At 69.2% G+C, this 13009-nt stretch carries 9 protein-coding genes, 1 tRNA gene and 5 pseudogenes; 6 read left to right on the top strand and 9 right to left on the bottom strand.

All coding sequences use genetic code 11. The annotated features are described in order from the left end of the window. Positions 1-273 precede the first annotated feature (273 nt). From L2X98_RS12925 to L2X98_RS12910, 4 genes are all read left to right on the top strand, one after another. Positions 274-1320: a LacI family DNA-binding transcriptional regulator gene (locus tag L2X98_RS12925; RefSeq protein ID WP_259611167.1), complete on the top strand. Its 1047-nt coding sequence runs from the start codon at positions 274-276 to the stop codon at positions 1318-1320. Positions 1321-1493: 173 nt separating this feature from the next. Then, positions 1494-1820 (top strand): hypothetical protein, encoded by a 327-nt coding sequence (locus L2X98_RS12920; RefSeq protein WP_259611166.1) that lies wholly within the window; start codon positions 1494-1496, stop codon positions 1818-1820. Next, positions 1787-2272 carry an alpha/beta hydrolase gene (locus tag L2X98_RS12915; RefSeq protein ID WP_259611165.1) on the top strand — a complete coding sequence of 162 codons (486 nt, stop codon included), beginning with the start codon at positions 1787-1789 and terminating at the stop codon, positions 2270-2272. The genes L2X98_RS12920 and L2X98_RS12915 overlap by 34 nt, the downstream gene beginning before the upstream one ends. Beyond that, positions 2265-3029 (top strand): alpha/beta hydrolase, encoded by a 765-nt coding sequence (locus L2X98_RS12910; protein ID WP_259611164.1) that lies wholly within the window; start codon positions 2265-2267, stop codon positions 3027-3029. The genes L2X98_RS12915 and L2X98_RS12910 overlap by 8 nt, the downstream gene beginning before the upstream one ends. Before the next feature lie 67 nt (positions 3030-3096). On the opposite strand, the gene L2X98_RS12905 is transcribed toward L2X98_RS12910, so the two are convergent. From L2X98_RS12905 to serS, 3 genes and pseudogenes are all read right to left on the bottom strand, one after another. After that, positions 3097-3181 (bottom strand) — tRNA-Ser (locus L2X98_RS12905). Positions 3182-3289: 108 nt separating this feature from the next. Continuing rightward, positions 3290-4053: pseudogene (locus L2X98_RS12900) on the bottom strand (HAD family hydrolase). Between the two features lie 131 nt (positions 4054-4184). Next, positions 4185-5449: pseudogene (gene serS, locus L2X98_RS12895) on the bottom strand (serine--tRNA ligase). Positions 5450-5502: 53 nt separating this feature from the next. Between serS and L2X98_RS12890 the strand changes: the two are divergent. Then, a complete protein-coding gene (locus L2X98_RS12890; RefSeq protein WP_259611163.1) occupies positions 5503-5907 on the top strand; it encodes a diacylglycerol/lipid kinase family protein in 405 nt (134 codons plus the stop codon). Beyond that, positions 5886-6620 carry a diacylglycerol/lipid kinase family protein gene (locus L2X98_RS12885; RefSeq protein ID WP_259611162.1) on the top strand — a complete coding sequence of 245 codons (735 nt, stop codon included), beginning with the start codon at positions 5886-5888 and terminating at the stop codon, positions 6618-6620. Before L2X98_RS12890 ends, L2X98_RS12885 begins: the two co-directional genes overlap by 22 nt. Here the strand turns inward: L2X98_RS12885 and L2X98_RS21205 are convergent. The 6 genes and pseudogenes from L2X98_RS21205 to L2X98_RS12855 all read right to left on the bottom strand — a co-directional run. Further along, positions 6512-7009, bottom strand: a pseudogene (locus L2X98_RS21205) (carbohydrate ABC transporter permease); the annotation flags it as partial. The gene L2X98_RS12885 and the pseudogene L2X98_RS21205 sit on opposite strands and share 109 nt — an antisense overlap. 467 nt (positions 7010-7476) lie before the next feature. Continuing rightward, positions 7477-8407, bottom strand: a pseudogene (locus L2X98_RS12875) (carbohydrate ABC transporter permease). Between the two features lie 91 nt (positions 8408-8498). Continuing rightward, positions 8499-9884 carry an ABC transporter substrate-binding protein gene (locus L2X98_RS12870; RefSeq protein ID WP_259611160.1) on the bottom strand — a complete coding sequence of 462 codons (1386 nt, stop codon included), beginning with the start codon at positions 9882-9884 and terminating at the stop codon, positions 8499-8501. Positions 9885-9930: 46 nt separating this feature from the next. Continuing rightward, positions 9931-11705: pseudogene (locus L2X98_RS12865) on the bottom strand (glycoside hydrolase family 13 protein). Between the two features lie 189 nt (positions 11706-11894). Then, positions 11895-12485: a substrate-binding domain-containing protein gene (locus L2X98_RS12860; RefSeq protein WP_259613318.1), complete on the bottom strand. Its 591-nt coding sequence runs from the start codon at positions 12483-12485 to the stop codon at positions 11895-11897. Beyond that, a complete protein-coding gene (locus L2X98_RS12855; RefSeq protein WP_259611159.1) occupies positions 12415-12903 on the bottom strand; it encodes a LacI family DNA-binding transcriptional regulator in 489 nt (162 codons plus the stop codon). The genes L2X98_RS12860 and L2X98_RS12855 overlap by 71 nt, the downstream gene beginning before the upstream one ends. Positions 12904-13009 lie beyond the last annotated feature (106 nt).

The following is a 13009-nucleotide window of genomic DNA, read 5'->3' as shown; positions in this document are numbered from 1 at the left end:
GTCAGATCCGCCAGCCAGCGATCGACGGGCGGGGGCGATCCTGCGACCGGATGCGCGTCGCCCATCGGGAGCATCGCCGCCGCGATCGGCCAGTCATCAGCTGTCAGCATGTTCGTCCTCCGCGACTCCCATGCGGGCACGATACCGTAGTGAACAACGTTGTACTTCTCGCGCTCCCGCATGATCACCCGACCCGGCGCGCACCGCTCGCAACCCAGCGAACGCAGTAGAGTCAGACGTTCAGAGCAGGCGGGAGCAGTGATGGGATCGACCATGCACGACGTCGCGCGCGTCGCGGGCGTGTCGATCAAGACGGTGTCCAACGTCATCAACGATTACCCGCATGTGCGCCCCGGCACTCGCGACCGGGTCAACGAGGCCATCGCCCAGCTCGACTACCGACCGAATCTGTCGGCGCGCGGACTGCGCTCGGGCCGCACGCGCGTCATCGGCCTCGCCGTCCCGTCGCTGCGGGAGAGCTATTTCGCCGAACTGGCGGACGCCGTGATCCGCGCCGCCGAGAAGCGCGGGCTCGGCGTCATGGTGGAGCAGACCGGCGGTCAGCGGGATGCCGAGCTGCAGGCGGTGTCGACGAGTCGTCCGCGTTTCCTGGACGGTCTGCTGTTCAGCCCGGTGAGCCTGGGCCAGGACGATGCCGAGGCACTCACCGTCGACGGTCCGCTGGTGCTGCTCGGCGAGCGCATCTTCGACGGGCCGACCGACCACGTCACCATGCACAACATGTCGTCGGCTCAGGCCGCCGTCGAGCACCTGATCGAGATCGGTCGCCGCAGGATCGCGATCGTCGGGGCCGATCTGGCCGGCGGCGACGAGACGAACTCGGCGAGCCTGCGCCTGGGCGGATACCTGCATGCGCTGGAGAACGCCGGGATCGACCTGGATCCGGCCCTGGTCCGCCCGACGGCGATGTCGCAGTGGAACCGCGCGGGCGGCGCCGCCGCGACCCACCGGATGATTCAGGACGGCGTGCGGTTCGACGCCATCTTCGCCCTCACCGACACCCTCGGTCTCGGGGTGCTCCGCGCACTCGGCGAAGAGGGCATGCGCGCCCCGGACGACGTCGCCGTGATCGGCTTCGACAACATCGACGAGAGCAAGTATTCCCTGCCGTCGATGTCGACGGTGGACACCGGCCGCGACGAGATCGCCGCCATCGCGGTGGATCGCCTCGTCGAGCGCATCGGCGAGAAGGGCGAGCGCCAGCCCCCCGCGACGTTCAAGCCGCCGTTCCGCATCGTCCGGCGCGAGTCGACAGGGTTCACGAGCACCGACGATGAGTCCGAGGCGCTCTCCGCGTAGAGGCCGCGACGACGACGGGCGGCCACCGTTTCGGCTTGCGGCCGCCGGGCATCACCGGCGGGCGGCGATTTACAACGTCGTAAATTTCTCTTTACAACGTTGTGAATCGTGAGCTAGCCTGACCTCGTCGAGCAGCCTTGAGGCGCTCAATGACTATTCGAGGAGGAACAGTGATGAGAGCTCTGCAACCCCAGACGAGGCATGACACGGACGAAGGCAGTGGGCGCCCACAGCGCCTGCGCGGCCTTGCCGCGCTCGGCGTCGCCGTCGCGATGGTCCTGACCACGGCGCCGCTGGCCGCTCAGGCCGATGACGTGAACCTGACCCCGGGCCCGACCGTGATCGCCGACCCGAACTCCCCCACCGGGTACACGGGACACTTCGTCTACTACAACCCGACCGCGACCAGCGTCCGTTTCGCCGCCGACATCCTGCTCGCAATTGGCAGGACCAGACCGACACCACCGTGTATCAGCCCGGGCAGTACAAGCCGGGGCTGATGCGCGGCGGCGGCGGATACGACGTCGAGATGACGAACGCCGGCGGCGGCTACTGGGTCACGGACGTGCCCCTTGCCGGCGGCGCGAACCAGTACTGGTTCTACGTCAACAACAACACGAACCTGTGGGTCGCCGACCCGGCCAACTCGCCGATCCTCGCGCCCGACGGTCTCACCGGCACCGCACGCCGCGCCTTCAACAAGGTGTTCGTGCCCTACGACGAGGCCAAGCAGGACTTCGCCCCGCTCGCGGATCGCCAGATCGAACTGCCCCGCGCCGACTCGCCGAAGGGATCCTGGAGTTACGTGCCGTTCGACGTGAACGGCACCACCCGCACCATGGGCGTGTACCTGCCCGCGGGTTACGACCCCGACCGGGCCACGCCGTACAAGACGATCTACATGCAGGCACGGCAGCGGACAGGACCAGTCCGACTGGATGAACATGGGTGACGTCCCCGTCATCATGGACAACCTCATCCAGGATGGAAGGACCGAGCCCGCAGTCGTCGTCACGACGAACTCGAACTACATCGGTGCCGCCAACCAGGGCTACCCCGTCCTGCGCAACGTGGTGCTGCCGTTCGTCGAGTCCCACTACAACGTGTCGACCAAGCCGATCGACCGCGCATTCGCGGGTCTGTCCATGGGCGGCGGCGTCACGTCGAACATCATCAACTACGACGCGACGCTGTTCGGCTACTACGGACCGTGGAGCGCCGGCGTCGGCGTGCGTGCGACCACGCCCAACGTGGCGGCGCCGTACATCCTGCTCGGCGGCGGCAAGTGGGACTTCGGCCTGCCGAACGCCTCGCAGGTGGCGGCGCTGAACCAGGTCGCCGTCGTCGAGAACCTCGTCGTCCCGGGTGCGCATGACTTCAACACCTGGAACGAGCTGTTCGCGGCGTTCGCGGGCGACTACCTGTGGCACCCCGAGGCGTTCCTGATCGATGAGATCACGACGCTGAAGGATGCCGTGGCCGCGACGAGCCTGAACAAGGGCAACAAGAACGCCCTCACGGTCAAGCTCGACCAGGCGTACAAGCTGCTGGCGAAGGACAAGGCGGACGGCACCCTCGAGGTGCTGAACGGTTTCGTCACGCAGGTCGGTTCGTTCCAGTCGGCCGGCAAGCTGACCGCGGAGCAGACCGCCGCCCTGACCACGACCGCGCAGAAGATCCTCTTCAACGTCGGGTACTGGCAGCAGTAGGCACATCCCCGATGCGGGCTGTCGGTGCAGACTCTGCGCCGACAGCCCGCATCATCGTTTCGAAGAGCGGAGGGTGTGGGATTCGAACCCACGGGACATTGCCGCCCACTGGTTTTCAAGACCAGGTCCATCGGCCGCTCGGACAACCCTCCCCGGCGGGCACGCCCGCCGGACCTGGTCGAGTCTACCGGGCGGTGGGGCCACGGACGCTTCGTCTCGGGCGCGCTGCGCGCGGCCTCGCTCAGCGAGCTGGGGCCGGGCTACAGCGCCCGCAGGACGGCCGCGACGCCGCCGTCCTGCACCGAGAGCGTGGTCTCGCCCGCGGCATCCCGCACCTCCTGCGGGCCCTGCGCCATCGCCACCGCGCGCCCTCCGTGCTCGAGCGCCCAGGCGAACATGCCCAGGTCGTTGCGTCCGTCGCCGATCACCAGGGTGTGCGCGCGGTCGATGCCCAGCCATGTGCGCACGAGCTCCAGGCCGCTCGCCTTGTCGACGCCCATCGGGGCGATGTCCAGCCACGCCGTCCATCCGATCGCATACGAGACCTGGTTCAGGCCGATCCGATGCACGAGCTCGACGAAGTCCTGCTCGGTGCGGTCGGGCGAGACGACCACGACCCGCGAGACCGGCTGCGCGCACAGCTCGTCGAACGACACCCGGCGCGCGAGCCGGAGGTTCCAGTCATCCATCGGCTCGGTGTACAGGCGCTGCCCGTCGGGCAGCTCCACCATGTAGTGCGCATCCGGCACGCTCTCGTGCAGCAGCCGGAGCACACGCTCCGGATCGAACGTCTCGGTGTGGAAGCGCTCGTAGCGGTCGTAGCCCGCCGGCCCGTCCTCGATCCGGCGCATGATCACGGCCCCGTTCGAGCACACGATGTACTCCGGGTCCAGGCCGAGTGCGGACAGGACCGCGTGAGTCCCCTCCAGCTGCGGCCGGTCGCGAGCATCACCTCGTGCCCCGCGGCCTGTGCGGCGCCGACGGCCTCGACGATCCCCGGGCTCAGCGACTCGTCCTGCAGCATGACGGTCCCGTCCACATCGAGGGCGATCAGCATCCGCGTCGCGACCCGGTCCGCGACCTGCTCGACCAGGTCTGCGGCCTCGGCCTGGTCCTCGATCTCGATGTTGCCGGTCGCGGGCAGCCGGGCCGACGTCACGCCACCGGCTCCAGCACTGCGAGCCCGCCGAGGTATGGCCGCAGCACCTCCGGCACCACGACCGAGCCGTCTTCGCGCTGGTGGGTCTCCAGGAGCGCGACGATCCAGCGGGTGGTGGCCAGCGTCCCGTTCAGCGTCGCGACGTGCTGGGTCTTGCCGCCGTCCGGTCGGTAGCGGATGTCCAGCCGCCGCGCCTGGAATGTCGTGCAGTTGGATGTCGAGGTCAGCTCGCGGTACGCGTCCTGGGTCGGCACCCACGCCTCGATGTCGTATTTGCGCGCCGCGGACGACCCGAGGTCGCCGGCGGCCACGTCGATCACCCGGTACGCGAGGCCGAGGTCCTGCAGCATCCGCTCCTGCATCCCGACCAGCCGCAGGTGCTCGGCCTCGGCATCCTCAGGCGTGGTGTAGACGAACATCTCCAGCTTGTTGAACTGGTGCACCCGGATGATGCCCCGGGTGTCTTTGCCGTACGAGCCGGCCTCGCTGCGGTAGCAGGTCGACCATCCGGCATAGCGCTTGGCCCCGGCCGTCAGATCGAGGATCTCGCCCATGTGATAGCCGGCCAGCGGCACCTCGCTGGTGCCGACCAGGTACAGGTCCTGCTTCTCGAGCCGGTACACCTCGTCCGAGTGCTGGCCCAGGAATCCGGTGCCCTCCATCACCTCGGGCCGCACCAGGGTCGGCGGGATCATCGGGATGAATCCGGCATCCAGCGCCCGCTCGAGCGCGAGCGACATCAGCGCGTACTCGAGCCGCGCGCCCGCGCCCTTGAGGAAGTAGAAGCGGCTGCCCGACACCTTCGTGCCGCGCTCCATGTCGATCGCGTCCAGCTTCTCGCCGATCTCCAGGTGATCCCGGGGGGTGAACGCGAACGTCGGGCGCTGCCCGTGCGTGCGCAGCGTGACGAAGTTCTCCTCGCCACCGGCGGGCACCTCGTCGATCACGATGTTCTCGATCCGCGACAGCACCTCGTGCGCGTGCTCCTCGGCCGCCGTCACCGCCTGCTGGGCCCGCTTGACCTGATCGCTGAGCTCCTTTGCCTGCGCCACCAGCGCGGCCTTCTCATCCTTCGGCGCGGCCGCGACCTGCTTGCCGTGCGCGTTCTGCTCGGCTCGCAAGCCTCGAACGCCGTGATGGCGGCGCGACGCGACGCGTCGGCGGCGAGCGCCTCGTCGACCGACTCCGGCGACTCGCCCCGCTTGACCTGGGAACGCTTGACCAGCTCGGGATGCTCGCGCAGGATGACGGGATCGATCATCCGACAAGTCTAGCCAGCGGCCCTGCCGGCCCCGGTGCCGCTATCGTGAGGCCATGAGTGAACAGCGCGCCCAGGATCGGCGCGCTGCGCTCATCTTCAACCCGATCAAAGTGGACGAGAAGAAGTTGCGCGCGCGCGTGCAGAAGGCGTCGAAGAAGGCCGGGTGGGGGCATCCGCTCTTCTACCACACCACTCCGGGGGACCTCGGGCAGGAGGCCACGGCCCAGGCGCTGCGCGACGGGGCCGATGCGGTGCTGGTGGCCGGCGGCGACGGCACCGTGCGCGCGGTGGCCGAGGCGATGGCCTCCACCGGCGTGCCGCTGACCATCGTGCCCAGCGGCACCGGCAACCTGCTGGCCCGCAATCTCGAGCTTGCCGCTGGCGGATCCGGATGCCGCGATCCGCGCGACGTTCGACGGCGAGGTGCGCCCCATCGATGTGGGGATGGCGCAAGCTGACCCGCCCCGACGGCACGCACGAAGAGCACGCGTTCGTGGTGATGGGCGGGATGGGGCTGGATGCGGCGATGATCGCGAACACCAACTCGCAGCTGAAGAAGAGCATGGGGTGGGTGGCCTACGTCGACGGGGCGGCGCGATCACTGCCGAACGCGAAGCCGTTCCGACTGATGTACGAGCGCGACGGGCACCGCCTGCACTCGGCGAGGGTGCAGAGCATGCTGTTCGCCAACTGCGGCACGCTGCCGGCCGGCATCGAGCTCATCCCGGGCGCCTCGATGACCGACGGCCTGCTAGATGTCGCGATGATCCAGCCCACCGGCTGGTTCGGTTGGCTGGGCGTGTGGCGCAAGGTGTGGTGGGACAACAGCGTGCTGCGGCGCACCCGATCGGGGCGGCGCATCGTCGAGCGCCGGAAGGACACGTCGATCCGCTACCTGCGCTGCCCGCAGATCGAGGCGGGCGTCGAGTCGGCGCAAGCCGGTCGAGCTGGACGGCGACGAGTTCGGCGAGGCCGTCCACATCCGCTGCTGGGTCGTTCCCGGGGCGCTGCAGGTGGCGATGCCCAGCAGACGCACGGCGACGCGCCCCCGCGCGGACGCCGTCACCCCTTGACCGCGCCGCCGATGCCGCCGGAGTTCAGGAACGCGCGCTGGAAGACGAGGAAGATCGCGACCGGGATGAGGGTGGCGATGGTCAGCGCGGCCAGGTAGACGCCCAGGTCGGTGGATGCCGCGATCTGCGGCAGCCGCACCGAAAGCGGCTGCACGCTGATGTCGTTCAGTACCAGGTTCGGCCAGAGGAAGTCGGCCCACGAGGCGTTGATCGCCAGGATCGAGACCACCCCGAGGATCGGCTTGGACATCGGCAGCACGACCGACCAGAACAGCCGGAACGTGCCGGCCCCGTCGGTGCGCGCGGCCTCGAAGATCTCGCGCGGCAGCGAGTCGAAGAAGCGCATCACCAGCAGCACGTTGAACGCGCTCGCTCCGGCCGGCAGCCACACCGCCCAGAAGGTGTTGATCAGCGAATGCCCGATCAGCGGCGGGTGCAGGATCGTCAGGTACAGCGGCACGAGCAGGACGACCGCCGGGATGAACAGCGTGGCCAGCACCAGCGCGCTGATGATCTTCCCGTACCGGGGCCGCAGCACCGACAGGGCGAATCCGCCGGTGGTGGCCACCAGCAGCTGCACACCCCACGACCCGGCCGCCATCGCGATCGTGTTGAAGAAGAAGTCCCCGATATGCACTTCGTTCCAGGCGCGCGCGATGTTCGACCACGCCCAGTCCTGCGGCAGCAGAGCCAGCGGGTGGGTCAGCGTCTCCTGCGTCGGGGTGACCGCCGACTTCAACAGCCACAGCAGGGGCAGCAGTCCCGCCGCGACCAGGGCGATGCCCAGCAGCCAGTTCAGCACGGTGCCGAACCAGCGCACGTGCGGGCGGCGCCAGTCGGCGATCGACAGGATGCCCCGGTCTGCGGCATCCGCCGCCTTCGGACGGCGCCGGCGACGCGGGGCCGGTTGCGCGGCGACATCCGCCCGCTCGCGCTGCGCCGGGATCGAGGTCGTCAATTGTCGCTCCATCTCCGGGTGACCCGGAAGTAGACGATCGAGAGCACCGCCAGGAACACGGCGAGCATCAGGCTCAGCGCGGTCGCCTTGCCGACCCCGACGCCCAGGCTGTTGGTGAACGCGTACTGATAGATCAGCAGCAGGATCGTGGTGGTGGAGTTGGCGGGGCCGCCGCCGGTGAACAGGAACGGCTTGCAGGAACACCTGCGCGGTGGCGATGATCTGCAGGATCAGGGTGATGAACAGGATGCCGCGCAGCTGCGGCATGGTCACATGCCAGACCTTGCCCCAGATCGACGCGCCGTCCACTTCAGCCGCGTCGTACAGCTCGGGGGCCACCGAGGTCAAGGCGGCCAGATAGATGATGATGGTGCCGCCGGCGGCGGCCCAGGTCGCCTCCAGCACGAGCGAGGGCATGGCCGTGGCGGCGCTCTGGATCCACGGCTGCGGCGGGATGCCGACCCAGCCGAGGACCGTGTTGAACACGCCGTTCGGTCCGGCGTCGTAGAAGATCTTCCACAGCAGCACCGAGACTACCGGCGGGATCACCACCGGCAGGTAGGCCAGCACGCTGTACACGCCCTTCATCCGCTTGAACTCGCTCATCAGCACCGCCGCCAGCAGCGGCAGCGGATAGCCGAACAGCAGCGCGAGGCCGGCGAAGTAGGCGGTGTTGCGGATGGCGATCCAGAACACCGGATCGTGGAAGACCGCGACGAAGTTGTCCCAGCCGACGAAGGAGGCCGGCGTGACCAGGTTCGTCTTCTGGAAGCTCATCACGACCGCCTCGACGATCGGCGTCCAGGAGAAGACGCCGAAGATGACCAGGGTCGGGATCAGGAACAGCAGCGTGGTCAGGCCGCCGCGCTCCACCCAGGTGATCGGGTTGTGACGGCGGGGCGCCAGACGTATGTCGGCTTGCGGCATCCGTCGGTGTCATGGTCGCGGTCATGGCGATGTGCTCCCGGGGTGAGGCGTGCGGTCGGGCGCCGGGGCGTCCCGACCGCACGCCTGGCGGTCACTTGCTGTCGGCGTCGATCAGCGCTTGGATCTTCGTGTCCACGCCCTGCAGCAGGGAGTCGACGTCTGCATTCTTGTCGGTCAGCACCGCCTGGACCACCGCATCCAGCGCGCCGTACAGATCCTGCGTGTGCTGCGGCGGCTCGGGGGCGATCTTCTGGTCGAAGATGCCGGAGGTGAACGGTGCCAGGTTGGCCGCCGGGATGTTGGCGTAGGGCTTGACCCACTCCTGGTTCTGCTCCCAGGTCGCCTTGTCGAACACCGGCAGCGTCGGCGCGTTCACGGCCTGGTTGCCCGCCTGCAGGGTCTTCGCGTTCTTGATCGCGGCGTCCTTGTCGGCGGTCGGGCCGGTGCGGTAGAAGTCGATCCACTTCACCGCGGCGGCGATCTGCTCGGGCGTGTCCTTCACATTGACCACGTCGACGTTGCCCCCGGACAGGATGCCGGCGTCCGCGGCATCCGCGACCGGGAACGTGGTGACCCCGTACTTGGCCTGATCGAACCCGTTGGCCTGCATGAGCGAGCCGATCACGTCCGAGCCGCTCATGTACATGCCCATCTTGCCGGCGGCGAACGCCTCGTTGATGCCGCCCCAGTCGAACAGGAAGTTGCGGCCCATCGAGTCGTCGGTCCAGCGCATGCGCTTCAGCCACGCCAGTCCGGCCTTGGTCTGGTCGTTGTCGGCGGTCACGGTGGCCTTGCCGTCGGCACCGACCTCTTCGAGCCGACCGCCGAGCGACTGGGTGAGGGTGGCCAGCTCCCAGCCGCCGGTGTTGCCCTGCGTCATCTGCATGTAGCCGGCGGTGCCCGGCACCTTCTCGGAGATGGTCTTCGCGGTCGCGGCGATCTCGTCCAGGCTGGTGGGCGGCTTGTCCGGATCCAGTCCCGCCTTCTGGAAGATCTCGCGGTTGTACGACAGCGCCATCGCATACGGCCCCCACGGGATGCCGTAGACCTTGCCGTCGTCGCCGGTGGCGACATCCAGCACGTTCTTGTTCCACTTGTCGGCGGTGGAGGTCTCCTTGAAGTCCTTCGTGATGTCGGCCAGCTGGCCGTTGTTCGCGAGGGTCTTCGAGTCGGTGAACGGCACGTTGAACACGTCCGGCAGCGTGCCGCCGGCGAGCTCGGCGGCGAACGTCGTGCCGGTCCACTGGTACTCGATGGCCTTCACGTCGATGTCGGGGTTCGCCTTCTCGAATTCTGCGACACGGTCGGCGAGCGCGCTCAGGGCGTCGGCGGTGGCGCCCGGCAGCACCGGGGCGACCACGATGTGGACCTTTCCGCCGTCGGTGCCGCTGCCGCCGTCCGACGAACAGCCCGCGAGCGCGCCGATCGTCGCGACGGCGACGGCACCGGCGAGCAGGATCTTTCCTGGTGACTTCATCGTCTTTCCTTTCGTGTGAGGGCGGCGTCGGCCTCTCGGCGCCGGATCATCCCTCGGGGTGGGTGGTGGTGTTCGAGTTCTCGGCAGGCCCGGATGCCGCGGCATCCGCGTCGGTCCGCAGCCATGCGGCGGAATTGCCCGGCAGGCGACCGCCCGACAGGGGGGCGCTGGTCAGCAGGACGGCCCGGTGGGAGGGCAGGGCGAACGGCTCGTCGCCCGCGTTGACGATGCAGGCGAACTCCTCGCCACGGCGGAAGGCGAGGATGTCGCGGCCGAGGCCCTCGATCCAGGTCAGCGGTGCGGCGGGGATCTGCCGGCGCAGCTCGAGCGCCGACCGGTACAGCCGCAGCGTCGAGCCAGGATCGGCCTCCTGCGCTGCCACGGTGAGGGTGCGCCATGATTCCGGCTGCGGCAGCCACGGCGTGATGGGTGCCGCGCCCGCCTGGTCCGGGCTGAAGCCGAACGGCGGCTCGTCCCCGGCCCACGGCAGCGGGACGCGGCATCCGTCCCGTCCCGGGTCGATGCCCCCCGACCGGTAGTGCATCGGGTCCTGGATGAGCTCGCGCGGCAGGTCCTCGACCTCGGGCAGACCGAGCTCGTCGCCCTGGTAGATGTACAGGCTGCCCGGAAGGGCGGCCACCAGGAGTGCGGCGGCGCGCGCCCGGTGCCGGCCGAGTTCCGGGTCGGTGGGCACCCCGAAGCGCTTCTTCAGGAATGCGAAGGCGGTGTCCTCGCGCCCGTACCGGGTGACCGGGCGGGTCACGTCGTGGTTGGAGAGCACCCAGGTGCTGGGGGCGTGCACCGGCGCGTGGGCCGCGAGCGTGTCCTGGATCGAGTCCCGGAACTGGTCCGCACCCCACGGCCGGGCGAGGAAGTCGAAGTTGAAGGCCGTGTGCATCTCGTCCGGGCGCAGATAGTTGGTGAAGCGCACGATGTCGGGCACCCACACCTCGCCGACCAGGATGCGGGTGCCGGGATACGAATCGGCGACCGCGCGCCACGCGCGGTAGACGTCGTGCAGCTCGTCCCGGTCCTCGGTGGGATGGTCCGGCTTCTCGCCCACCTCGGGCAGGTCGGGATCCTTGATCAGCAGCGCGGCCGAGTCGATCCGCACGCCGGCAACGCCCCGGTCGAACCAGAACCGCAGGATGTCCTCGTGCTCCCGGCGCACGTCCGGATGATTCCAGTTCAGGTCGGGCTTGCTCCGGGGTGAAGAGGTGCAGGTACCACTCGCCGGGGGTGCCGTCGGGGTTGGTGGTGCGGGTCCAGGTCGGCCCCTGGAAGTTCGACTCCCACCGCGTGGGCATCAGCTCGCCGTTCCGGCCGCGGCCCGGGTGGAACCAGAACCGCTCGCGCTCCGGGTTGCCCGGCCCCGCCGCCAACGCGGCCTGGAACCACGGGTGCCGATCGGAGACATGATTCGGCACGACGTCGATGATGGTCCGGATGCCGAGGGCCAGCGCCTCGGCGATGAGCGCCTCGGCCTCGGCCAGCGTGCCGAATCGGGGGTCGATGGCCCGGTAGTCCTGCACGTCGTACCCGCCGTCGGCCAGCGGGCTCGGGTACCACGGGTTGAACCAGAGCGCGTCGACGCCGAGGTCCTTCAGATACCCGAGGTGGGAGCGCACGCCGGCCAGGTCGCCGGTGCCGTCCCCGTTGCCGTCGGCGAAGCTGCGCACGTACACCTGGTAGATGACGGCGCTTGCGCCACCACTGTGCGTCGGCGGACGAGGGCGTCGGCCAGGCGTCGTGACGCGATGGCTCATCGTCGTCGCGCCGGTCCACTCTGGTCAGGACGTCGTCGTCCACAGGGCTCCTCATTCGGTCGATTTCCTGCAATGCGTCGAATGTAGCTTTGTTCATGGCTGAGCGCAAGACTTGAACAGAAGTCTGCAAAACTATGATTTCGGAGGGGTTGGAGCGAGGGCGCGCATGCCGGGGCGTGCCCGAGGATGCCGGAGCCGGGCGCGCCCGAAGATGCCGGAGCCGGCGCGCCGGATCATGCCAGGGTCAGGCCGCGACGGGCCCGGTGGATCCGCGCAGCACCAACTCGGGCTCGAACAGCAGCTCGTCGCCGCCGGCCGCCGTGCCGGCGATCTGCGAGAGCAGCGCTCGATGACCGTCCGGCCCATCGCCTCGATCGGCTGGCGGACCGTCGTCAGAGGCGGCTCGGTGCAAGCTCATCAGGGCGGAGTCGTCGAATCCGACGACGCTGACGTCCTGCGGGACGCGCAGGCCGGCCCTGCGCGCGGCGCGCACCGCACCCAGTGCCAGCGGGTCGCTCGCACACACCACCGCCGTCGCGCCGTTGCCGAACAGCCGGGAGCCGCCGGCCTGACCGGACTCGAGCGAGTACAGCCCGTTCACGATCATCTCGTCGGACAGCGGGGTGCCCAGCCGTTCCAGCAGTGCGCGCGCCGCGGCGAGCTTGCGCTGCGACGGGATGTGATCGGCCGGGCCCATCAGCATCCCGATCCGGCGATGCCCGAGCTGATGCAGATGCGGCAGCGCCTGCTCGGCGGCGGCCCCGTCATCGGTGGACACCGTCGCGAAGGCCAGTCGCGGGATGCGCGCGTTGACCAGCACCGTGGGCAGGTTCACCCGGCGCAAGCCGGTCGTAGTGCTCGTGGGCTGCGGCGGCCTGACTGTAGTTGCCGCCGAGGAAGATCACGCCCGACACCTGCTGCTGCAGGAGCAGGTCGACATAGTCGGCCTCGGTGACGCCGCCCGCGTTCTGCGTGCACAGCAGCGGGGTGTAGCCGTTCTGCGTCAGCGCCCCGCCGACGATGTCGGCCAGCGCGGGGAAGATCGGGTTCTGCAGCTCGGGCAGCACCAGGCCGACCAGCCGGGCCCGCTCGCCGCGCAGCTTCGTCGGGCGCTCGTAGCCGAGCACGTCCAGCGCGGTCAGCACGGCCTGCCGCGTGGCATCCGAGACCCCCGGCTTGTCATTGAGCACGCGACTGACGGTCGCCTCGCTGACCCCGACCTTGCGCGCCACTTCGGCGAGACGCTTCGACATGGCGCCCAGTTTACGCAAGAACTTGCGTGAATCGCGCAAGTGGCGTTCTCTGCGTCTGCGTCGGTCCCGCCGTCCGGGAATGACGGATGCCGCGGGCCGGTTGCAC

This window comes from Microbacterium elymi (assembly GCF_021582895.2).
Classification (GTDB): domain Bacteria; phylum Actinomycetota; class Actinomycetes; order Actinomycetales; family Microbacteriaceae; genus Microbacterium; species Microbacterium humicola.
Note: the sequence above shows the minus strand (reverse complement) of the source record. Positions and strands in the feature narration are given on the sequence as shown.